Source organism: Streptomyces sp. NPDC088747, from assembly GCF_044751025.1.
Classification (GTDB): domain Bacteria; phylum Actinomycetota; class Actinomycetes; order Streptomycetales; family Streptomycetaceae; genus Streptomyces.
The window spans coordinates 105,006-127,237 of the sequence record NZ_JBIVKZ010000018.1; the positions used below are offsets into that span (position 1 = coordinate 105,006).

Sequence of the window (22,232 nt, forward strand, 5' to 3'; positions counted from 1 at the left end):
AGGCGGATCAGCGTGGAAGCACTCAGGGCCGAGGATCCGTCCCGGATCGGCAACTACCTGCTACTCGGCCGGCTCGGCGCGGGCGGCATGGGGCTGGTGTATCTGGGGCGCGGGGCCCAGGGGCGGATGGCCGCGGTCAAGGTGATCCATGCGCAGCTGGCCCACGATCAGGAGTTCCGGCGGCGGTTCCTTGCCGAGGTGCGGTCGGCGCAGCGCGTCGACAGTGCGTGGACGGCTCCCGTCCTCGACTTCGACACCGAGTCCTCCACTCCCTGGCTCGCCACGGGCTACGTTCCCGGTCTCACCCTGCACGAGGCGGTGACAGGGCACGACGGGCGGCTGCCGGAGAAGTCGGTGTGGTCGTTGGCCGCCGGGCTGGTCGGGGCGCTTCAGAACATCCACGGCAGCGGACTGGTGCACCGGGATCTCAAGCCGTCGAACGTGATGCTCACCCTCGACGGCCCCCGGGTGATCGACTTCGGGGTGGCGCGGGCGGCCGACGCCAGCGTCGCCACCCGGACCGGAGCGGTGATCGGCTCGCCGGGCTACATGTCCCCGGAGCAAGTCAGGGGGAGGCATGTCACCGCGGTCAGCGATGTCTTCAGCCTCGGTTCGGTGCTCGCGTTCTCCGCCACGGGCCGGCATCCGTTCGGCGACTCCGACAGCGGCAGCTACGCGCTGATGATGCGTGTCGTGGAGGACGATCCGGACCTGGAGGGACTGCCGGAAACGCTGGCTGATCTCGTGCGACGCTGCATGGCGAAGGACCCCGGGCAGCGCCCGCCGTTGCGTGCGATCGCCGAGATGGCGGCCGCGGCGACGGCCGGTGAGCCGCGGAGCACATGGCTCCCACCGGCTTTGACGGCGGAGATCGGGCGCAGGAGCGCCCGCCTGCTCGATCTCGACGACCCGCAGGCCCCGCCGCGGACCCAGGTCGACACTCCGCAGGGGTTGCACGCCATGCCGACGACGCACGCTCCCGCATACGGTCAGCCCCGGCAATGGCCCACGCCGCCCCCCAAGCCGACCTTGGCGCCGATGCCGATGCCTACTCCGGTTCGAACTCCATGGGGACAGACCGTCGTTCCGCCGAACGGCGGAGGCGGCCGTAACCGCGTGCTCGCACCGGTTCTGCTCACCGCTGGCGCGATCGTGGTCTTGGCCGTCGTCCTGATGCTCGTGAATCCGGGTGACAACGGGCGGAACGACGACCGGGCAGCGGATCCCGGAACGGCCACCGCGTCGTCGCCCCCGAGCGACGGCAGCTCACCGGAGCCCACGGAGTCACCCACGAAGTCACCGTCGGGGAAGTCGTTCACCTACGAGGGACAGTGGAGCGGACTGCTGCGGCAGGACGGCTCGCAGGAGTACACGGTGAAGGCGAGCTACACCGATGGGAAGGTCGGAGAGCGGGTGGCGACAGTCGACTACCCGTCCCTCGGCTGTAGCGGTCACTGGATCCTCACCGAGGAGTCGCCCGGTGGCGTCCGGGTCCGGGAGGAGATCACCAAGAACTCCAACTGCATCACCGAGGTGGATATCCGCTTGACCCGCTCCGGCAGCGACCAGCTCTTCTACGAGATCACCGACCCCGCCACGGTGGTGGGCTCCCTGAACCGCAACGACTGAACGACCGACGCGGGAACCGTGCGCACCTTGACGACGCCCGCGTTCCTGCGACCCCGGTCCGACCTCTCAGTCGGACGCGTGGGGCTTGAAGCCATACGCACACCCCACCAAAAAGCCCCCGCCCCGCGAGGAACTCGCAGGTCGGGGGCTTCCTTGACGTCTGGTTACTTCTTCTTGCCCTGGTTCTTGACCGCCTCGATCGCCGCCGCGGCGGCGGTCGGGTCGAGGTACGTGCCGCCCGGGTTGGTCGGCTTGAAGTCGGCGTCCAGTTCGTAGGAGAGGGGGATGCCGGTGGGGATGTTGAGGCCTGCGATGTCGGCGTCGGAGATGCCGTCGAGGTGCTTGACCAGGGCGCGGAGGCTGTTGCCGTGGGCCGCGACCAGGACCGTACGGCCGGTGAGGAGGTCGGGGACGATGGCGTCGAACCAGTACGGAAGCATGCGGACGACGACGTCCTTGAGGCACTCCGTCCGCGGGCGCAGCTCCGGCGGCAGCGTCGCGTAGCGCGGGTCGTCGAACTGGGAGTACTCGGCGTCGCGGTCGAGCGGCGGCGGCGGCGTGTCGTACGAGCGGCGCCAGAGCATGAACTGCTCCTCGCCGAACTCGGCGAGCGTCTGGGCCTTGTCCTTGCCCTGGAGGGCGCCGTAGTGACGCTCGTTCAGGCGCCAGGAGCGGTGGACCGGGATCCAGAGGCGGTCCGCAGACTCCAGCGCGAGCTGCGCGGTGCGGATCGCGCGCTTCTGGAGCGAGGTGTGGACCACGTCGGGCAGCAGGCCGGCGTCCTTGAGCAGCTCACCGCCGCGCACTGCCTCCTTCTCGCCCTTCTCGTTGAGATTGACGTCCACCCAGCCGGTGAACAGGTTCTTCGCGTTCCATTCGCTCTCGCCGTGGCGGAGGAGGATCAGCTTGTACGGTGCGTCGGCCATGGGTCCGAGCGTAATGGAAGCCCTCACCACCTCGCGCGCCCGCCCGGAGGCCGGACAGTTGACGGCATCTGTTAATTGAGTGGCCCCGCGGGGCCGGTCGTTCGTAAGTTGCACTGAACAGCCGAGCCGCTTACATCTGCGCTACATCCGCGCTTACCTCCGTGGGGTCCCCATGCCATTCGCCGTCATGAGACGCGCCGTCCGTGAGAGCGTCTCCGGGCTCCCCCGCGAGTTCTGGTGGCTGTGGATCAGCACCCTCGTCAACCGGCTCGGGGCCTTCGTCGCCACGTTCATGGCGCTGTATCTGACCCTCGACCGCGGCTACTCCGCCTCGTACGCCGGTCTCGTCGCCTCCCTGCACGGCCTCGGCGGGGTCGTCTCCTCGCTCGGCGCGGGGGTGATGACCGACCGGCTCGGGCGGCGGCCCACCCTGCTGATCGCCCAGGTGTCCACGGCGTTCTCCGTCGCGCTGCTCGGGTTCATGCACGACCCGGTCGCCATCGCCGCCGTCGCCTTCCTGGTGGGCGCCACCTCGAACGCCTCGCGGCCCGCCGTGCAGGCGATGATGGCCGACATCGTGCGGCCCGAGGACCGCGTACGAGCCTTCTCGCTCAACTACTGGGCCATCAACCTCGGCTTCGCCGTCTCCTCCATGGCCGCCGGTTTCATCGCCGAGTTCAGCTACCTCGCCGGCTTCCTCATCGAGGCCGGCATGACCCTCGCCTGCGCGCTCGTCGTCTTCGCGAAGCTCCCGGAGTCCAGGCCGGTCCAGGCCCCCGAGGAGGCCCGGAAGGGAGACGGGGTCGGGCTCGGGACCGTACTGCGCGACCGGCGTTTCATGAGCGTCGTCGGCCTGTCCTTCCTCGTCGCCCTCATCTTCCAGCAGGGGTTCGTGGGCCTCCCCGTCGCGATGGGCGAGGCCGGCTTCACCCCGGCCGACTACGGCTTCGCGATCGGCGTCAACGGCGTACTCATCGTCGTCCTCCAGATCCCCGTCACCCGGTTCATCGAGCACCGCGATCCGATGCGGTTGCTCGTCGTCTCCTCGCTCCTGGCGGGTTACGGCTTCGGGCTCACCGCCTTCGCCGGGTCCATCGGCGTCTTCGCGCTCACCGTGTGCGTGTGGACCCTGGCGGAGGTCGTCAACGCCCCGACCCAGACGGGGCTCGTCGTGCGGCTCTCCCCCGTGCGGGGCCGCGGCCGTTACCAGGGCATGTACACCCTGTCCTGGGCGCTCGCCGCGCTCATCGCGCCGCTGATGTCCGGCGTCGTCATCGACCGGTTCGGCGCGGAGTGGCTGTGGGGGCTGTGCGCGGTGGTGGGCACGGTGGCGGGGATCGGGTACGGGGTGCTGATGCGAAGCCTTCCGGCGGAGGAGCCGTGGGGCACGCCGGTGCCCGCCGCCACCAAGTCCGACGCCGGCATCGTCACCGACATCGGCACCGGCACCGGCACCGGCATCGACGCCAAGGTCAGCCCCGCCTGAACCCGGTCACGGGCCCGCCCTGCACGTCGTACACCCGCGAGAACGGCGTACGACCGTCCGCGAGAACGGCGTACGACCGTCCGCGACAACGGTGTACGACGTACGACCGCCGCACCTGAGCCCGCCGCCCCCGGCGGGATGAGTACGCGTGCTCATGTCCGCCACCCACCGTGCCGCCACGCTGGACCCATGACAAACCGAGGAACGCTTCTGACCGCCGCCACCGCCCTGGTCGCGGCCGTACCGGTCGCCACGTGGGGCCTGCTGGGCCGGCAGGACGCCACAGAGGTTCCGGCGTCGCAACTCGACTACGCCTACCAGCCGTTGGACATTTCGAGCGGCGTGGAGACCGCGCTCGGCGCCGGTGCGCTGCTGCTGGCGGGAGTCTGCACGGCGCTGCTGATACGCGCCTCGCAGACCGGCGGGGGCCTGGACAAGCGCTGGTGGGGAGTGCTGACGCCGCTGGTCATGGCCGGGCTGCTGGTCGGGGCGGGCTGGCGGGTGCTGACGGCCGGCGTGGTCGGCGCCAACATCGGTGCCGGGCTGGTCATTCTCGTCATGGCGCCGGCGGTGGCCGGGCTGGTGCTGTGGGCCGCGGGTCGCGGTGTGTGGCTGGCGACCCATCACCCCACGGAGGGTCAGTGGGCCGGTTTCGCCCCGCGAAACGCATAGGTTCAGCCATGCTGAGCGGGGCGCGACACCGCCCTGGTCGCAGGCAAAGGTGCCTCAACTCCCTTTGAAGGGCGACCAATTGCCGGCTCGGAGGCAGGCCCGCACCCGCCGACCGCCGGCTGGCCCCTGCTGCCTACCGCCTACTGCCTGCTGACCACGCCGATCGAAAGGACCAGAGCAATGGCCACACCTCTGACCGCGGCCGCGACCCTCGCCGCGTTGAAGACCGAAGGTCTCACCGTCCATGAGCACGCCGGATGGAAGACCCACAACAGGGACTCGGCGACGGGCAAGAAGTTCGGCCCCGTGATCGGCGTGCTGATCCACCACACCGCGGGCCACAACGACAAAGAGCTCTGCTACAAGGGCAGGTCCGACCTCCCCGGCCCGCTCTGCCACGCCTGGCTGGGCAAGACCGACGGTCTGTGGCTGATCGGCCACGGCCGCGCCAACCACGCCGGTTCCGTCGACCTCGACGTGCTCAACGCGCTCCGTGCGGAGACCCCGCTTCCACACGACAACCAGGCCAACGCCGACGGCAACGACGTCCTGTACGGCCTGGAGATCGAGAACCTCGGCAACGGCAAGGACCCCTACCCGGACGCGCAGTACCGCAGGGCCGTGCTGTGGGCGGCGGCCCTGTGCCGGGCGCACGGCTGGACGGAGAAGTCGATCGCCGGGCACAAGGAGGTCCAGCCGGGCAAGATCGACCCCAGTTTCGACATGGACGACTTCCGGGCCGACGTGCGGAAGCGGCTCGCGGACACGCCGGTCAAGGCCACCCCGGCCAAGCCGGGCACCACCAAGCCGACCAAGCCCGGCACCGGCAGCGCGTCCAAGCCCCGCGTCGATCTGTCCCGGCTGATCGGCGCGGCGAAGAAGGACCCCGCCGCCAAGCAGGGCCACGTCAGCTACATGGCGGGCACGAACCTCACCGAGGCCGCGCTGGTCAAGCTCGGCTATCTCGCCAAGACCTACGCGGGCGACGGGTCCTTCGGCTCCACGACCATCGCCGCGTACGCCAAGTGGCAGCGCCACCTCGGCTACGCGGGCGACGACGCCAACGGCATCCCCGGCAAGATCTCCCTCGCCAAACTCGGCTCCCAGTCGGGGCTGTTCGAGGTCGTCGCCTGAGGCGGAGCCGAGCGGGCTGAACAGCACAGGGCAGGACAGCACAGGGCAGAGCAGGGCAGGACAGAGGGCGGAATCAGCGGGGCGGGCGGAGCGGGACCGCCCGGCACCCCCGGATACGCGGCCCAAGCCCCCCCGGTACGCGGCCCTGGCCCCCCGGATACACCCTGGTCACGGATGCATCCATGCCCCCTTCAACACCTTGTCCACCGCGTTCCGCGGCCCGTGGACCGCGAGGCCCACGAGATCCAGCTGCCCGGTCGGCACGGCCCGTACGGCCGCGCGGTTGTCCCGGTCGTTGCCGGTGGCGAACAGGTCCGAGGTGAAGAGGGCCCGCGGCAGCGCCCGTGCGACGGCCTTGCCGTGCGCGGCGGTCAGGGTCTCCTTCGAGCCCTCGAAGATCAGCACCGGCTGGCGGAACATCGGCAGGTAGGCGACGTCGTCCGCGTCGACGTACGGCTCGCCGACCACCTCGGGAACCTCCGTTCCCAGGCCGCTGACCAGGAACGCGGTCACATTGAGTCGTTGCCAGGGCTCCAGGTCGTCCCGCAGCAGGACGGCGATCTTGGTGTCGAAGCGGATGGGTTCAGGGGTCGAGTCGTTCATGCCTCGAGACTGCCGACCGCGGTACGACATCGTCTTGTACGTTCTTTGCATGGCCTCTGTGCGTCCCCAGCGGGAGATCTCCGCATGGCGCCCGGGCATCCCGGGCGTCGTGGAGGTGTTCCACGCCCACTACACGGAGTACGCGTACCCGATGCACGTGCACGACGCGTGGACGCTGCTGATCGTCGACGACGGGGCCGTACGGTACGACCTCGACCGGCACGAGCACGGCACGCCGCACGACACGGTCTCGCTGCTCCCGCCGTACGTCCCGCACAACGGCTCCCCGGTCACCGAGCACGGTTTCCGCAAGCGCGTCCTGTATCTGGACCTGAGCCGGCTCGACGAGAGCCTCATCGGGCCCGCGGTGGACGGGCCGGACCTGGTGGATCCTGTGCTGCGACGGCGGGTCGGGCAACTGCACGCGGCCCTCGCGCACCCCGGGGACGAACTGGAGGCCGAGAGCAGGCTGACGCTGGTGGGCGAGCGGCTGCGCGGGCATCTGCGGCCCCGGCCGCTCCAGGAGCCGGTACGGCCCGACCGCGCCCTCGCCGACCGGCTGCGCGACCTCCTCGACGCGAGGATCGTCGAGGGTGTCGCCCTGGAGGAGGCCGCCCAGCTCCTCCAGGCACACCCCGCCCACCTGGTCCGGGCGTTCAGCGCGGCCTTCGGGATCGCCCCGCACCAGTACCTGATGTCCCGCCGCGTCGAACGCGCCCGCCGCCTGCTGCTCGACGGACGGCCGCCGGGCGAGGTGGCCCCGGAGACCGGCTTCTTCGACCAGTCCCACCTCACCCGCCACTTCAGGAAGCTGGTGGGGGTGCCACCGGGGCGGTACGCGCGGGGCGGTGCCGGCCGGTGACCTACAGGTCGCGCTGAGCGTCGTACAGGTTGCGCGGGCGTACGGCGTCCGTCGTGCCGTACAGCTCCAGGCGGGTGTGGAGGTCGCCGGTGAAGTCGGGGACGTCGATCTGGCCGAACTCCGTCACCTCGTTGATGCCGACGGTGGCGCTGTACGGCGCGAGGCCGTCGATCTTCATCAGGCCGGCGCGGGAGTTGGTGACGCGGATGTTCCAGTGGGTGAAGCGGGCGCCGAAGAGGGGGCCCGCCGAGTAGTCCCCGCCGTGCTGGCCGGTGTTGTCGACCGTGATGTCGGTGCGCACGTTGGCGAACGGCAGCCCGCGGTGCGAGTCGAAGGTGCCCATCCGCATGTCGCCGCGGGACCAGACGTTGTACGAGGAGAGGCCCTCCACGTTGATGCCGTGGAGCTGGGTGCCTGCAGGCGCCGGGGCCGTGCGCTGCTCGACCGTGAAGTCCTCGACGAGGTTGTCGTGCGAGCCCTCCCGGCAGAAGTACGGGTGGTGCGCGCCGCGGCCCGCCACCCGTGTGCGGCGCAGGGTGCAGGCGGAGGCGGCGACCAGGCCGAAACCGTTGTCCACATGGCGTACGACCACGTCGTCGGCCCAGCAGTCGTACGCGCACTGGAAGATGACGCCATTGTGGCCCTTGTCGAGGAGGTGCGGGCTCTGCGGGGTCTCCACCGCCTCCAGGGTGAGGCCCTCGACGCCTGAGCCCGTCAGCGGTTCGGCGAGGGTGGTGAGGCGCGGGTCCCATTCGGGGCGCACGTCCAGCGGGAGCGGGCGCTCCAGGGTGACCCTGTCGCCCCGCACGCGCGCGACGCGTACGGGCCACTCGTAGGGGACGTAACTCGTCAGCTTCGTCTTGTCGTCCCAGAGGTACGCCTCGGCGGCCGGGCCGCCGCCCGACATGTGCTCCAGGAGGGTGTGGTCGGCGTCGTCGGCGAGGCGAAGGAGGACGAGTTGGCCTGGCTTCAGCTTCCCCGGGTCCGCCACCCGCACCGTCCGGGAGCCCTGGCGCGCGGGTGCGAGGGTCGTCAGCGTCCGCCACTCGTCGCGCTTGTTGCCGGTCCAGCCCTCGAAGGGCCACGCCTTCGCCCTGATGGCGGTCGTCAGGGTGGCGAAACGATCCGTCGGGCAGAGCCAGACCAGGCCGCCCGCCCAGGACCAGGACGACTTGTCGCCGCCGTAGCGGGAGCCGTAGACGCCGATCAGCTCGGTGAGGTTCCTGGTCGCGTACAGCTTCGTACGGCCACTGCCCGCGCCGCGCAGGACGACGTTCGAGTACCCGACGTGGATCAGGTCGTCGATGCGGAAGGTGCCGGGCGGGATGAGAACCGTGCCACCGCCGGCCCTGCCGGCAGCAGCGATGGCACGGTTGATCGCGGGGGCGCAGTCCGTGCTGCCGTCGTCCGCCACGGCTCCGTGGTCGCGGACGTCGGCCACCACGGGGCGACGGGGGAAGCGCGCCGCCCCGGAGCGGTAGCCGGCCCTGCCGACGTAGGGGATCTGCGGGTGGGTGAAGGGGGTGCGGGCGAACTCCCGCCAGAGTGCGGGGACCTGGCCCGGGGTGGCCGTCCCTGGGGCGCCTGCCCCCGGAGTGCCCGTACCCGAAGTGCCCGTCCCCGGGGTGCCTGTACCCGGAGTGCCCGTCCGGGTGGCCGCCGCCGCTTCGCCGGTCACGGCGACGGCCGTGACGGCGATCGCGCCGCCGAGCAGGCCGCGTCTGCTGATGTCCACGTGTCCGTTGCTCATGCCCCGCCCGCCTTCCGTCGACTTCCGTCGGCTTCCGCTGATCCCGCTCATCCCGTCGGTTCATCTCGTCGGCCCCTACCGAGGCCGACTCTTCCCGATGTCTATGAATGTGAACGAAGTTCATGTCCGCGTCGGCCGTGAGCATGCCACGGCGACCCCGGGCGGGGAAGAGGGTGTGCGGGGGTTAATCGGCGAGCGGGGAAGGTCAGTTGCCGGGACCGGTGGAGGGGCGCTCGGTCAGGTGGGTGAACGCGTCCAGGTTGCGGGTCGATTCGCCGCGGGACACCCGCCACGCGTACTCCTTGCGGATCGCGGAGGCGAAACCGAGCTCCAGGAGGGTGTTGAAGGAGCCGTCCGCCGCCTCCAGGACCGAGCCGAGCAGGCGGTCGATCTCGTCCGGCGCGACCGAGGCCAGCGGCAGCTTCCCGGCCACGTAGATGTCGCCGAGGGCGTCGACCGCGTAACCCACGCCGTACAGCTTGAGGTTGCGCTCAAGGAGCCAGCGGTGGACGGCGGGTTCGTTCTCGTCGGGGTGGCGGATCACGAAGGCGTTGAGGGACAGCGAGTGTTTTCCGACGATCAGCGAGAGGGTCGTCGACAGCTTGCGGGTGCCCGGGAGCTTCACCACGTAGTTGCCGGGTGCCGGGCTCTCCCAGTCGAGTTCGGCGTCCTTGAGGAACCCCTCGACGACCTGTGCCGCCTGCCGTACGTCAGCCGTGGGGGGAGCGTCGTCAGCCATGGTGGGAGCGTACGCGACGCCTGTGTTCCTGGACCGCGGCCGTGTAGACGTCCGCCGTGGCCGCCGCCGCGGTGTCCCAGCCGAAGCCCCGCGCGTGCCGGGCGGCGGCGGCGCCGAGCCTGGCGGACAGTTCGCCGTTGTCCGCGAACTCGCGCAGCACGCGCGCGTAGGCGGCGGGATCGTGTCCCTTCACCAGGAAACCGGTCTCCTGGTCGCGCACGGCGACGGGGAGTCCGCCGACCGCGGCCGCGATCACCGGCGTGCCGGTCGCCTGCGCCTCGACGGCCACCAGTCCGAACGACTCGCTGTACGAGGGCATGACCAGCACCGACGCCGCGCGGAACCAGTCCGCGAGCTCGTCCTGACCGACGGGGGGCCGGAATCGGACGACGTCGGCGACGCCGAGCCGCGCGGCGAGCTTCTGGAGCCCCTCGGGCTTGGCGAGGCCGCTGCCGCTGGGGCCGCCCACCACGGGGACGACGATCCTGGAGCGCAGGTCGGGGCGCTCGTCGAGCAGGACGGCGACCGCGCGCAGCAGCACGTCGGGGGCCTTCAGCGGCTGTATGCGGCCGGCGAAGAGCGGGATCATGGCGTCCTGCGGGAGTCCGAGGCGGGCGCGGGCGGCGGCGCGGCCGTCGGCGGGGCGGAAGCGGTCGAGGTTGACGCCCGGGTGGACGACGGCGACCCTGCGGCGATCGGCCTCGTAGTGGCGTACGAGCTCGTCGGCCTCTTCGGCGGTGTTGGCGATGAGGCGGTCGGCGGCGCGCACGATCTGTGTCTCGCCGATGACGCGGGCGGCGGGCTCGGGGGTGTCGTCCTCGGCGAGCGCGGCGTTCTTGACCTTGGCCATGGTGTGCATCGCGTGCACCAGGGGGGCGCCCCAGCGTTCGGCGGCGAGCCAGCCGACCTGGCCGGAGAGCCAGTAGTGGGAGTGCACGAGGTCGTAGTAGCCGGGGCGGTGACCCGCCCAGGCCTGCATGACACCGTGCGTGAAGGCGCACAGCTGGGCAGGGAGCTCTTCCTTGGCGAGGCCCTCGTAAGGGCCGGCGTCGACGTGGCGTACGAGGACACCGGGGGCGAGCTCCACCGTCGGCGGGAGGGCCGCGGTGGTCGCGCGGGTGAAGATCTCGACCTCGATGTTGATCGCGGCGAGCCGCTGGGCGAGCTCCACCATGTAGACGTTCATACCGCCCGCGTCGCCGGTGCCGGGCTGGTGCAGGGGCGAGGTGTGCACGGAGAGCATCGCGACCCGGCGGGCCCTGCGGTGCAGCCTGAGCCGAGACCCCGCCGGGGAGCGAAGCCCGAGCCGGGTGATGTATTGGCTCACGTGGCGTTCCTCCTCGCTGCGAACGGGCATGCCTGTCGGAGGATGTGGGACACCCTCCGAACACCCAGAACGCCGGACCGGTCCGCTCCATTTCCATTTTGCCGAATCATTACCGCGGATCGATCAACCGTTCGATGATCGTTTACGTTGTGCAGGCCGTCCTGGACACCGGCTGGGGTTATCCACAGGCTCGCGCGGCCTCCTCCTGGCCCGCATACCCTCGTACGCATGACAGCCCGCGCAGCGTCCCGCCCCGTGGGAACGGTGACGCGCGGGACCACGAACCCCAACCGCCTGCGCCGTATGGACCGCTGGATCGCGGCGACGCACGGAGCCGAGCTGCGGCGCGCCACCGGCCCCGAGCCCGAGCCCGACCCCATCGCCATCGCCGTCGACCTCGGTTACGGCGCCGCGCCCTGGACCGCGGTCGAGCTGCTCCAGCGCCTGCGCACCGTCGCTCCCCGCACCCGCGTGGTGGGCGTCGAGATCGAACCGGCCCGGGTCGCGGCCGCCAGGCCGTACGAGCGCGAGGGGCTCGTCTTCCTGCACGGCGGCTTCGAGGTCCCGGTGCCGGGCCGCCCCTGGCTCATCCGCGCGGCGAACGTGCTGCGCCAGTACGACGAGGAGCAGGTCGCCGGGGTCTGGCAGCGGCTGTGCGCGCGGCTCGCGCCGGCGGACCCGTCGAGGGGGTCGCGGGGCGGGCTGCTGGTCGAGGGCACCTGTGACGAGATCGGGCGCCGGCACGTCTGGGTCGCCCTCGGCCCCGAGGGGCCGCGCACGGTCACCTTCGCCACCCGGCTGGGCTCCCTGGACCGCCCCTCCGACCTGGCCGAGCGTCTCCCGAAGTCCCTCATCCACCGCAACGTTCCGGGCGAGCCCGTGCACGCCTTCCTGCGCGACTTCGACCGCGCCTGGGCCGCCGCCGCGCCCTACGCCTCGTACGGCGCCCGGCAGCGCTGGATACGGACGGTCCGTGATCTGACGGCCGACTGGCCGGTCACGGACGGCGCCTCCCGCTGGCGACAGGGTGAAGTGACGCTGCGCTGGGAGGCGTTGGCGCCGCGCACGACATGAACCCCGAGGGAACGTTGGGAGTGACCCGACCTCCTGGGGAACGCGGGGCGTGAGCCGTTCGTCACACATGCCGGGAGATCGTTCCGCGGGGGACGGAAATCGTTTCGCAGGGGACGGAGAACGTTCCGCGGGAGACGGAGATCGTGCCGCCGGGGAGGGGAGGGAGTCATTGCCCGCCTCTGTCGTGTTGAGCGCCGACATGGCACGATCCCCCAGGCACCCGTAAGTTACTGACGGTCCATCAGCTTGGGGGCGGGGACATGGGATCCGGCAAGCGGAGCCTGACCACGACGGCCATGGCCCTGGCCTGCGCGTGCGCCTGTGCCTGCGCGGTGCTGGCGGCACCCGGCACGGCGTACGCCAGCCCGGATCCGACACCGACCTCGGTTCCGACACCGACCTCGGCTCCGACCACGACCCCGGACCTGTCGCTGCCCCCCTCCGCGACGCCGACGTCCGCGAGCGGCAGGGAACTTGAGGCGGTCCGCAAGAAGCTGGACACCCTCTACCACGACGCGTCGGTGGCCACGGACGCGTACAACGCGGCGGAGGAGCAGGCCAGACAGCAGTCCGCGCAGATCGTCGGGCTGGCCCAGGAGATCGTCAAGGGCCAGGAGAAGCTGGACGACTTGAGGGACCTCGCGGGCGCCGCCGCGCGCGAGCAGTACCGCGGCGGCGGGCTGCCGCCCGAGGCCCGGCTGTGGCTGAGCGACGACCCGCAGGACTTCCTGGACGGCGCGGGCCGCGTACGCCAGGGCCAGCACGCGGCCACCGGACTGTTCGCCGAGATGACGCGCACCCAGCAGGACTTGGAGCAGTACGCGAAGGACGCCTCCGCGCAGTGGACCGAGCTGGAGACCCACCGCAAGGCCGAGGCCGACGCGAAGAAGAAGATCAAGCAGCGGATCGCCGCCGCGCGGAAGCTCGAGTCCAGGCTGGAGAAGGAGGAGAAGGAGCGGCTGGCGCAGTTGGAGGAGGAAGCCGCCTACCAGGCACAGGCGGCCTGGCTGAACTCGGGCTTCGCCCCGACGGGCGACGGCAAGGCCTCCGCGCAGGGAAAGAAGGCGGTGGCGTACGCGACCGCGCAGATAGGCAAGCCGTACGTGTGGGGCGCCGAGGGCCCGAGGTCCTACGACTGCTCGGGGCTGACCTCACAGGCCTGGGCCGCCGCCGGAGGCGGGATTCCGCGCACCTCCCAGGAGCAGTGGAAGCAGCTCACCCGCGTCGACGTGCGGGACATGCTCCCCGGTGACCTGATCATCTACTTCGCCGACGCCAGCCATGTCGCGATGTACATAGGCGACGGCGCCATCGTGCACGCCCCCAGGCCCGGACGGACGGTGACGATCGCCGGGGCCGGTTCGATGCCGATCCTGGGGGTCGTACGGCCCGACGCGTGAGGCACTCCGCACCCCCCGCGCACCGACTTGTCCCAATTGCCCCGCCGGGCGTGACCTGCCCCACGTGACACAGCGCACGGTTACCCTCTCCCCGCAACCTTGGGGACGTGACCTTCGTCATCCCTGGGGAAGCCCAGTCGTGTCCAAGTGCGTTACAGGATGCGGCATATGACGGTGGCTGTTTGCCAGACCCCGGGCGGCACACCATTCCGTTTCGGCACCCGCTGACGCTATGGTCCCGGTCGGTGGTGCGAGCACTTCGCTCCACCACGCCCTCGGGGGGAGGGAAGGAACCCAGACGATGCCCGTACCCGTACCGCGGCAGAGAGCGATCCCGGCCGTGGAGAGTGGTCCGGCTCCGGACGCGTTCTCACCCGGCGGCCCACCCGGAATCGAACCCGGCGGCTCCGCCGGGCCGGGATCCGCGACCGCCGCCGCGACCCCGGCCGACAGTGCCGCCACGGCCCACCTGACCCTGCTGGTCATCGAGAACGACCCGGCCGGCTCCCTCAGCGTGCCCGACATGCTGGACGCCACCGGCAGGCCGATCCGGGTCCGCAGCGCCCGCAACCTCACCGAGGCCGAGCGCCTGCTCACCGACGACGTCCACTGCGTCCTCCTCGACCTCGCGCTGCCGTCCGCGGCCCGGACCGCCGAGCCCGACGACGAACTCGGCACCCTCAAGCACGTCCTGCGGCTCGCGCCCCGGCACGCCGTCCTCGCGCTCACCGCGTCCGGCGACACCGAGCGCGGCACGGAGGCGGTGCGCGTCGGCGCCCAGGACTACCTGTTCCGCGACGAGCTGGACGCCCGGCTGCTGAGCCGCGCGATCCGTTACGCGGTGGAGCGCAAACGCTCCGACAGGGCCGAGCGGCGCCTCACCGAGTCCCGGCTGCGCGCGCAGGAGAACGCCCGCCTGGAGCGAGGGCTCCTGCCCACGCCGCTCCTGGAGGGCTCCTCGCTCCGCTTCGCCGCGCGCTACCGCCCCGGCCGCTCCCGGGCCCTGCTCGGCGGCGACTTCTACGACACCGTCCGCACCGCCGACGGCACCGTGCACGCGATGATCGGCGACGTCTGCGGGCACGGGCCCGACGAGGCGGCGCTCGGCGTGGAGCTGCGCATCGCCTGGCGGGCGCTGACGTTCGCGGGGCTGTGCGGCGACGAACTGCTCTCCACCCTCCAGCAGGTCCTGGAGCACGAGCGCGACAGCGAGGAGATCTTCGCGACGCTCTGCACGGTGGACATCTCGCCGGACGGCCGCCGCGCCGGGCTCTGCCTGGCCGGCCACCCGTCCCCGCTGATCGCCCGCCCCGGCAGACCCGCCCAGCTGCTGCCGTACGAGAACGGCGGCCCGGCGCTCGGCCTGCTGCCCGGCGCCCGCTGGCCACGCCAGCAGGTGGAGCTGGGCGGCGCGTGGAGTCTGATGCTCTACACCGACGGCCTGATCGAGGGCCGCATCGGTCCGGGCAAGGAGCGGCTCGGCCAGGACGGCATGGTGGACATGGTCCGCCGCCAGCTCGCCCAGGGACTCCAGGGCGAGGAACTGCTGCGCGCGGCGGTGAGCGAGGTGCGCGAACTCAACGGCGGGGAGCTCACGGACGACGTGGCGGTGCTGATGCTGGAGCGTATGCCGTAGCGGTGGCGGTAGCGGTGGCGGTAGTCGTTGATCTCGGTCGGTTCCGGGCGGTCCCGGGCGGTCCCGGGCGTGGTGTGCGGGAGTGCGCGGGCCGCTCGGGGCACGGTCGTGGTCGGCCTATGGAAGCCGTCGCTAGGCGCACGGAGCCGGAGCCGCGGGAGCCGAGCCGGGGCTGCGGGGGCCGACCTGGGTGTGTCTACCGGCCGCCGTTGTAGGGGCCGTACGGGCCGTCGCTGCTGCTTCCGCCGCGGCGACCGCCGCCACCGCCGGAGACCTGGCGGATCGCGGGGCGTACGTCCACGAAGAAGACGATCGTGGCGACCAGGCCGGCGATCTGCAGGAAGATCATCGGAACCAGGAGGTTCACGGCGACCGTGACTCCCAGGATGATCAGCCAGAACATCTTGTTCTGCTTGTCAGCGGCGCGGTACGCGTCGTCGCGGGCCACTGCTGCCATCACCAGTGCCACCACGGCGAGCACCAGAATGCCAAGGAAAATCACCGACATGAAGCCGCTGAATGCCGTCAACAGCACAATGCCCACCGCCCGATTCGAGTCGTCTCTACGCCACCGTACCCGCAGAACGGGCCGGGAACTCTGAGAGTGCCCGGCCCGTTGTCCTCGCCTTGACCCGGCCGCCCGCCGACGCGGCGCCCGCCTGGGCGCCGCCGCTCGCCGACACGGCCGTTTCCGCCTACTTCGCGGGAGGAGTGGTCTTCTTCGCGGCGGTCGTCTTCTTGGCGGCCGGGGCCTTCTTGGCCACGGGCTTCTTGGCCGGGGCGGGCTCGGCCACGACAGCGACGGGCTTCGGCGCGACCGGCTTGGCGACCGGCTTCGGCACGACGGGCTTCGGCGTTTCCTTGATCGAGCCCTCGCCCGGCTCGGCCGAGGGCTCGACGACGATCGCCAGCTCCTCGATCTCCTCGGCGGCCTCGCCACGCCAGGTCTTCACGGCCTGCTCGCCCTGCTCGGCGACCTTCTCGTACGCCTCGCGGGCCTTCACGGCGTACTCGGCGGCGACGCCGACGCTGCGCAGAGCGAGGTCCTGAGCGGACTCACCGATCTTCTTCAGGTCGGTGTCGAGCGTGCTGATGAACTCCGTCACCCTGGACTGGATGGTCTCCTGCGCCTCCTTGGCACGGGAGGCGGCCTTCTCCTGGGCGGCGTTCGGGTCGAAGCTGCGGACCGTCTCGATCCGCGACGGCGCCTCGACACGGATCTGCTCCACAAGCCCGGGCACCTTCCTGGCCTGCTGAACGGCCAGCTCGGCCGTGCCGGCGAGGAAGTAGAGCGGGGTCGGGTCCGTGGCGGCCTTGCGGATGTCGTCGGTGATGGCCATGCGATGGTCCTCCCGGATTCGCGTTCAGCTGAGGGTTTGGGTAGTCCGCGGCGGAACCGGCGTGTCGGCGGTACCGCGTACGGCGGTGTTCGTGTTGCTGGTCGTCCTCGTCAACTGGCGGTCTGCTGCGGATCGGCGTCACTGCCGTCGGTCGTGACGGAGCCACGGACAGCGGTGTCCGTCGTGCTCCGCGAATGCCCGGCATCCGCTACGTCCTGACCGGTGCCCCGATCGCTGTCCTCATCGATCTGGTGACCCGGGCGTACGTCGGTGTGCCGCACGTCAGCGTGCCGCACTTCGGCGCCAATGCCCTGATCGTCCTCGTCCAGCCGGGTGATCTCGAACCCGTTCTCCTTGCGGAAGGACTCGTAGATCTGGAGCAGCACCTGCTTCTGCCGCTCGTTCAGCGTGGGATCGGCGAGGATGACGGCGCGCGTCTCGACCTCGTCCCGGTCCCGCTCGGCGTCGAGGATGCCGGCCCGCACGTACAGCGTCTCGGCGGAGATCCGCAGCGCCTTGGCGACCTGCTGCAACACCTCCGCGCTCGGCTTGCGCAGCCCGCGCTCGATCTGGCTCAGATACGGATTGGACACCCCGGCGGCCTCGGCAAGCTGCCGCAACGAGAGCTGCGCGTTGCGCCGCTGCTCGCGCAGATACTCACCAAGATTGCCGACGTTGAGCGAAGCCATGCCTCCACCTTGCCCCACCCCTGCTAACAATTGCAAGCACCCGCTTGCAAAAGTGCGCCACACCACCCAGGAGGCTCAGTCGGTGTCCTGTCTCTGTTGTCCGTTCCCGGTAGAGATGACCGTTCCATCTGGAACTGATCAGTGAAGTGATCGAGTCCCAGAGGTTCTGACGGCACACCTCACCTCAGAGAGCGGCAGTAAGGCGTTCGATGACAGCCCTGGCCGTCTCCTCGGAGCCGACAACGGCACCTGCGGTCACAGCACCTGTGGCAATGGGCGCGAAGTATCCCTTGAGGGCTGCCACAGCTCGGCGGACCTTCCCTCGACTGGGCTCCGCCTGGACGACCTCGTTCAGGATCTCCTCTCCGACCACAGCCGCGTCTTCGATGTCCTCTTCAGAGACGCCCATCGTGGGCAGCTCCCTCAAGGCGTCAACGACGGCCTGGGCGATGGCTTCGAACCCCGGCGCGATCTGCTGTCGCTCCTGGTTCTGCGTCTGATTGACGGTGGAGTTGCCCCAGGCGAGCTGGGCACCGTTGAGGTCTCCGTAAATCACGGGCCCGTTGAAGACATTGCCGCCCCCGAAGGACACGCCCGACGTGTCAGCTTCCACCTTTGCCGTGACCGGATGCTTGTCCATCTCTCGCTGGATCTCCTGCATCATCTTCCTGATGCCTTGCTTGTTAATCTTGAACCCGCTTGTGGCCATGCTTTCTCTCCTGGATCAGTCGCTTTCCTGACGCCATCCTGCCGGGGAGCACTGACAAGTGCGGCAGGTTTGGAACCGATAGGTCCGGCACTTCGGTCCTGCCCCCGGTTCGCTCGCATGGGGGGTTTAGTCCCGTTCGACCTGCTCAGTCCCGGCAGACCTGCACAGTTGCCTTCATGCGGCTGCATGAGCAGGGGGCATCAGCACCATCACATAGGGATGGTTTCGAGATCGGGTGGCGGGACGCCGGTGGTGACCACCGGGTGCCGCTGTTCGAGACTTCGGGTGTTGAGTTCGAGGCGGGGCTTCCCGTTCGGGGATTCCCGTCGTATCGGGGGCAGCGGCATTTCCCGGGGCTGTACTGGTCGGCGACGACCGGCGGGCATGTGGGGTTTGAGTCCTGGCTGGAGCGGGATCATGCGATGCTGCTGGACTTCACGCCGGAGGTCACCGGGCTGTTGTCGCAGCCGTTCTGGCTGTTCTGGGAGGACGAGCGGGGCAAGCGGGTCTCTCATGCTCCGGACTATTTCGCGCGGTTCGAGGACGGGCGGCGCCTGGTGGTGGACTGCCGCCCGCTGGACCGGATCGATCCGCGGTCGGCGGCGAAGTTCGCGGCCACGCGGGCGGCCTGCGCAAGCGCCGGGTGGGGCTATCGGGTGGTCGGCGAAGTGGATGCGGTCCGGATGGTGAATGTCCGCTGGCTGGCGGGCTACAGGCACCCTCGGCACGGTGTCGCGGAGGGCATGGTGGAACGGCTGCTGGCGCTGTTCTCGGTGCCGTCGCCCCTGGTGGGGCAGGCTTCGCTGGCGGGTGATCCGATCGCGGTGCTGCCGGTGGTCTTTCATCTGCTCTGGCAGGGGCGGCTGGGGGCGGATCTGTCGCGTCCGCTGACGGATACGACGCTGGTGTCGCGGGTGGAGGGGCGGTGACCGGACGTCCGGTGCTGCGGGCTGCCTTGCGTGTCGGGGACCGGCTCCGGCTGGATGACCAACTGCACACGGTGGTGGGGCTATCGGGAACGACGGTGCGGTTGGTCGATGAGGCGGGCACGGCGAGCCTGATCCTGCTGGCGCATCTGCTGGCGGCCGACGGATTCGAGTTCGTCGACCAGGGCGAGGGACCACCCCGGATGCCTCCGTTCGCGCTCTTGGACGTGGTGCCGAAACAGGAGGCGGACAGGGCCGCCGCTTGGGAACGGCATGTGACCGAGGTGGAGTTCGGCAGGCCCGTGGATGCCAGCGCGGATACCGCTCCGCGACCTGAGTACGACCCGGCGGCACGCACACTTCAGGAGCGTGAGACGGCGAAGGCAGCCGAGTTGAGCGCGCTGGGCTGGAAGGTGAGTGCGGTCACGGTCCGCCGGATGCGCAAGCGCTACCGCGAGCAAGGGCTCTGGGGGCTCGTGGATCACCGCAAGACCCGTCTGTCCTCTCCGACCGGGCGGGCCGATGAACGAGTGGTCTCGGCGGTCGCGGAGGTGCTGGCCGCGCAGGCGGATGAGTCCACGGGCACCCGGGGCCGGCTCCGGCGCCGGGTGGAGGCTCTGCTGGCCGAGAAGCACGGGCCATCGGTGGTCCCGCTGCCGTCGAAGTCGGCGTTCTACCGCTTGGTTGAGGTGATGAGCGAGGGAACGCATGCCTTCGGTGAGGCGACTTCTCGCCGGTCGCAGGCCCGTCGTCCGCAGGGGGTGTTCACGCCATCCGCGGCCTGCCGGCCGGGCGAGATGGTGCAGATCGACACCACGCCGCTGGACGTGATGGTCGTCCTGGACGACGGGGTGACGGGCCGGGCTGAGCTGACGATCGGTGTCGACCTGGCGACGCGGACGATCTGCGCCGCGGTGCTGCGGCCAGCGGGCACGAAGGCGGTGGACGCGTCCCTGCTGCTGGCGAAGATGCTGGTCCCGGAGCCGATGCGACCGAGCTGGGCCGATGCTCTGGCACTGTCGGCGACGCTCATTCCGCACGCCCGGCTGCTGGGCGTCGATGCACGGCTGGAACGGGCGGCTGCGAAACCGGTGATCGTTCCGGAGACCATCGGCATCGACCACGGCAAGGTGTTCGTGTCCGAGACCTTCGTGTCGGCCTGCCGGTCGCTGGGTATCTCCGTCCAGCCGTCGCGGCCTGCGACGCCGACGGACAAGGGGGTAGTGGAGCGGACGTTCTCGTCCATCAACACCTTGTTCTGCCAGCACGTCGCCGGTTACACAGGCTCAAACGTGACTCGTCGCGGGGCCCAGATTGAGGCGGTATGGACGCTCGCGGAGCTGGACGACCTGCTCCAGGAGTGGATCGTGGCCTGCTGGCAGCAGCGGCCACACGAGGGGTTGCGCAGTCCGTTCCTGCCGCGTCGGGCGATGTCGCCCAACGATGCGTACGCCCTGCTGGTCTCCAGGACCGGCTACCTTCCCCTGCCCCTGAGTGGAGAGGACTACCTGGAGCTGCTGCCGGTGGTCTGGCGGTCCGTCAACGACTACGGCATCCGCATCGACCACCGCACCTACAACAGCGGGGAGTTGAGTCCGCTACGTCGACGCCCGTCCGGCGTCGACACGAAAGGCGGTCTCTGGGAAGTCCACTACGACCCCTACGACCTGGCCCAGGTCTGGGTACGTGACGCCCGCACCGGACAGTGGATCACCGCCCACTGGACCCACCGGCACCTGGTCTCAGCGCCGTTCGCGGACTTCACCTGGCGCAGAGCCCGCGAACTGCTGTCACTGCGCGCCATGGACGGCACCGACCAGGCCGCCATCGCGGCCGTCGTCGAGCAGTTGCTGACCCGGGCCGAGTCCGGCCCCGACCGGCGGATCGCGGCCCGTACTCGGGCAGCCCTGGAGCCCGCCCGGCCAGTCTCTGCCCTGCCGCCCTCGCCGTCGGTCGAGCCGGACTGCGAGGACGAAGACACAGGTGGGGACAGCCAGTCGACCGTCATCCCCTTCGGCGTCTTCGACGCCTTCACCGACGGGAGCCGCCTGTGACCGATCAAGCGTCAGGTCTCATCAAGAACCCGTACGCGACTCTGACCACCAAAGAGGGATGGCGGGCGTTCGTCGACGAAAACCTTGAGCCGCCTTCGCCTCTGCCCCCTGGAGTGAGCCTGGACGCAGATGAGTTGGAGTCCTACCAGGAGATCCGGATCGACTACCACACGCGTTCCGTAGTAGTCGCGACCCCGACGATCCGGAAGGTGGTCACGACGGGCCGCACACGCATCCTGCTCAACCGACACCAGGTTTCCGCGCGTCGCGGGCTCATCGTGTCCGGCACTTCCGGCACCGGAAAGACAACCGCGATCACGCAGCTGGGCAAGAACGTCGAACAGCTCGTCCGGCGTCGCAGTCCTGGCACCGGCCCGGCTCTACCGGTGGTTTTCGTGACCGTCCCGCCAGCCGCCACCCCCAAGATCCTCGCGGGCGAGTTCGCCCGTTTCCTCGGTATCCCTCTGCACTACCGCATGAGCCAGGTCCAGATCACCAACGCTGTCTGTGACCTGCTGGGCAGACTGGGTACAGTCCTTGTCCTGGTCGATGAGATCCACAATCTCGATCTGACGACCCGCAGCGGAGCCGAAGCCTCCGACCAGCTCAAATATCTCTCTGAACGGATCGCCGCGACCTTCGTCCTGGCGGGGCTCAACGTCGAGACCAGCACTCTGTTCCAGGGCGTCCGAGGCCAGCAGATCTCCGGTCGCTACAGCGTCATCCCTTCTAAGGCATTCGGCCGCCGCAGCCGTGCTGACCGTGAACAGTGGCAGGCTCTGATCGCCACCATGGAAAGCTCGCTGCGGCTCGACCGCCACAAGCCCGAGGCCCTGCTGGCCCTCGACGCCTATCTGCACGACCGCACCAGCGGCCTGATCGGCAGCCTGTCCCAGCTAATCCGCGAGGCCGCGATCGCTGCCATCGACACAGGTTCCGAGAAGATCACCAAGCGCTTGCTGGACTCGATCGAACTGGACCACACCGCGCAGCAGTCCCAGCCGAAAGCACCCTCCGGCCGAACCAGCCGCAAGCCGAAGGCCGCCTGAGCCATGGAGCCTTGGGAGGAGCCCGCTCGACTCCTGCCCGTCCCGTTGCCACCAGTCCGCGGAGAGGTCCTGGGCTGGTATCTGCACCGGCTCGCCAAGGCCAACCACACCTTGCCCGGACGAATCGGACTGACACTCTTTCCCTGCACCGGGACCATGATCGACCGGAGGACGGACGCACTCTGGCACTGGCCGGCGCAGGCCCTCCCCCGTTTCTCGATCATGAC

General features: G+C 70.1%; 20 protein-coding genes. 11 read left to right on the forward strand and 9 right to left on the reverse strand.

The features are described from left to right. Positions 1–12: 12 nt before the first annotated feature. Positions 13–1,629 carry a serine/threonine protein kinase gene (locus ACIP79_RS33695; RefSeq protein WP_401229466.1) on the forward strand — a complete coding sequence of 539 codons (1,617 nt, stop codon included), beginning with the start codon at positions 13–15 and terminating at the stop codon, positions 1,627–1,629. Positions 1,630–1,793: 164 nt separating this feature from the next. Here ACIP79_RS33695 and ACIP79_RS33700 read toward each other — a convergent pair whose 3' ends face one another. Beyond that, entirely contained in the window at positions 1,794–2,555 is a 762-nt protein-coding gene (locus ACIP79_RS33700; protein ID WP_401229468.1) for a phosphoglyceromutase, read from the reverse strand. A gap of 172 nt (positions 2,556–2,727) precedes the next feature. On the opposite strand from ACIP79_RS33700, the gene ACIP79_RS33705 reads away from it, so the two are divergent. The 3 genes from ACIP79_RS33705 to ACIP79_RS33715 all read left to right on the forward strand — a co-directional run bounded on the left by ACIP79_RS33705 (position 2,728) and on the right by ACIP79_RS33715 (position 5,847). Next, positions 2,728–4,041, forward strand: a complete 1,314-nt coding sequence (locus ACIP79_RS33705) for an MDR family MFS transporter (RefSeq protein ID WP_401229471.1) — start codon at positions 2,728–2,730, stop codon at positions 4,039–4,041. A gap of 189 nt (positions 4,042–4,230) precedes the next feature. Continuing rightward, positions 4,231–4,713, forward strand: coding sequence for a hypothetical protein (locus tag ACIP79_RS33710; RefSeq protein ID WP_401229474.1), 483 nt, complete (start codon positions 4,231–4,233; stop codon positions 4,711–4,713). 180 nt (positions 4,714–4,893) lie between these two features. After that, complete coding sequence (locus ACIP79_RS33715; RefSeq protein WP_401229476.1) at positions 4,894–5,847, forward strand: N-acetylmuramoyl-L-alanine amidase; 954 nt, start codon at positions 4,894–4,896, stop codon at positions 5,845–5,847. Between the two features lie 168 nt (positions 5,848–6,015). Here the strand turns inward: ACIP79_RS33715 and ACIP79_RS33720 are convergent, their stop codons facing one another. Further along, complete coding sequence (locus ACIP79_RS33720; RefSeq protein WP_401229479.1) at positions 6,016–6,501, reverse strand: DUF2000 family protein; 486 nt, start codon at positions 6,499–6,501, stop codon at positions 6,016–6,018. On the opposite strand from ACIP79_RS33720, the gene ACIP79_RS33725 reads away from it, so the two are divergent. Then, positions 6,500–7,312 (forward strand): AraC family transcriptional regulator, encoded by an 813-nt coding sequence (locus tag ACIP79_RS33725; RefSeq protein ID WP_401229482.1) that lies wholly within the window; start codon positions 6,500–6,502, stop codon positions 7,310–7,312. The genes ACIP79_RS33720 and ACIP79_RS33725 overlap by 2 nt on opposite strands. A gap of 1 nt (position 7,313) precedes the next feature. On the opposite strand, the gene ACIP79_RS33730 is transcribed toward ACIP79_RS33725, so the two are convergent. From ACIP79_RS33730 to mshA, 3 genes are all read right to left on the reverse strand, one after another. After that, the gene (locus tag ACIP79_RS33730; protein ID WP_401229485.1) at positions 7,314–9,062 is read right to left on the reverse strand and encodes a glycosyl hydrolase family 28-related protein; all 1,749 of its coding nucleotides are present in this window, start codon (positions 9,060–9,062) and stop codon (positions 7,314–7,316) included. A 205-nt stretch (positions 9,063–9,267) separates the two neighbouring features. Further along, entirely contained in the window at positions 9,268–9,801 is a 534-nt protein-coding gene (locus ACIP79_RS33735; protein ID WP_401229488.1) for a YbjN domain-containing protein, read from the reverse strand. Next, positions 9,794–11,128, reverse strand: a complete 1,335-nt coding sequence (gene mshA / locus ACIP79_RS33740) for a D-inositol-3-phosphate glycosyltransferase (protein ID WP_401229491.1) — start codon at positions 11,126–11,128, stop codon at positions 9,794–9,796. The genes ACIP79_RS33735 and mshA overlap by 8 nt, the downstream gene beginning before the upstream one ends. 228 nt (positions 11,129–11,356) lie before the next feature. Between mshA and ACIP79_RS33745 the strand changes: the two genes are divergently transcribed. The 3 genes from ACIP79_RS33745 to ACIP79_RS33755 all read left to right on the forward strand — a co-directional run bounded on the left by ACIP79_RS33745 (position 11,357) and on the right by ACIP79_RS33755 (position 15,238). Continuing rightward, a complete protein-coding gene (locus tag ACIP79_RS33745) occupies positions 11,357–12,202 on the forward strand; it encodes a class I SAM-dependent methyltransferase (RefSeq protein ID WP_401229494.1) in 846 nt (281 codons plus the stop codon). A 260-nt stretch (positions 12,203–12,462) separates the two neighbouring features. After that, complete coding sequence (locus tag ACIP79_RS33750; protein WP_401229497.1) at positions 12,463–13,602, forward strand: NlpC/P60 family protein; 1,140 nt, start codon at positions 12,463–12,465, stop codon at positions 13,600–13,602. A 301-nt stretch (positions 13,603–13,903) separates the two neighbouring features. Continuing rightward, positions 13,904–15,238, forward strand: coding sequence for a PP2C family protein-serine/threonine phosphatase (locus tag ACIP79_RS33755; protein ID WP_401229500.1), 1,335 nt, complete (start codon positions 13,904–13,906; stop codon positions 15,236–15,238). A 196-nt stretch (positions 15,239–15,434) separates the two neighbouring features. On the opposite strand, the gene ACIP79_RS33760 is transcribed toward ACIP79_RS33755, so the two are convergent. The 4 genes from ACIP79_RS33760 to ACIP79_RS33775 all read right to left on the reverse strand — a co-directional run bounded on the left by ACIP79_RS33760 (position 15,435) and on the right by ACIP79_RS33775 (position 17,976). Next, positions 15,435–15,773, reverse strand: coding sequence for a DUF2516 family protein (locus ACIP79_RS33760; protein ID WP_383680675.1), 339 nt, complete (start codon positions 15,771–15,773; stop codon positions 15,435–15,437). A gap of 160 nt (positions 15,774–15,933) precedes the next feature. After that, on the reverse strand, positions 15,934–16,578 hold the full coding sequence (locus ACIP79_RS33765; RefSeq protein WP_401229503.1) for a hypothetical protein: 645 nt from the start codon (positions 16,576–16,578) through the stop codon (positions 15,934–15,936). A gap of 110 nt (positions 16,579–16,688) precedes the next feature. Further along, a complete protein-coding gene (locus ACIP79_RS33770; RefSeq protein ID WP_401229506.1) occupies positions 16,689–17,267 on the reverse strand; it encodes a helix-turn-helix domain-containing protein in 579 nt (192 codons plus the stop codon). 184 nt (positions 17,268–17,451) lie between these two features. Next, on the reverse strand, positions 17,452–17,976 hold the full coding sequence (locus tag ACIP79_RS33775; RefSeq protein ID WP_401229509.1) for a hypothetical protein: 525 nt from the start codon (positions 17,974–17,976) through the stop codon (positions 17,452–17,454). A gap of 176 nt (positions 17,977–18,152) precedes the next feature. On the opposite strand from ACIP79_RS33775, the gene ACIP79_RS33780 reads away from it, so the two are divergent. From ACIP79_RS33780 to ACIP79_RS33790, 3 genes are read left to right on the forward strand one after another with little or no spacing between them, the layout of a single operon-like run. Continuing rightward, the gene (locus tag ACIP79_RS33780; RefSeq protein ID WP_401229512.1) at positions 18,153–18,905 is read left to right on the forward strand and encodes a TnsA-like heteromeric transposase endonuclease subunit; all 753 of its coding nucleotides are present in this window, start codon (positions 18,153–18,155) and stop codon (positions 18,903–18,905) included. Next, the gene (locus tag ACIP79_RS33785) at positions 18,902–20,956 is read left to right on the forward strand and encodes a Mu transposase C-terminal domain-containing protein (protein WP_401229516.1); all 2,055 of its coding nucleotides are present in this window, start codon (positions 18,902–18,904) and stop codon (positions 20,954–20,956) included. The genes ACIP79_RS33780 and ACIP79_RS33785 overlap by 4 nt, the downstream gene beginning before the upstream one ends. After that, positions 20,953–22,005 carry an AAA family ATPase gene (locus ACIP79_RS33790; protein ID WP_401229519.1) on the forward strand — a complete coding sequence of 351 codons (1,053 nt, stop codon included), beginning with the start codon at positions 20,953–20,955 and terminating at the stop codon, positions 22,003–22,005. The genes ACIP79_RS33785 and ACIP79_RS33790 overlap by 4 nt, the downstream gene beginning before the upstream one ends. Positions 22,006–22,232 lie beyond the last annotated feature (227 nt).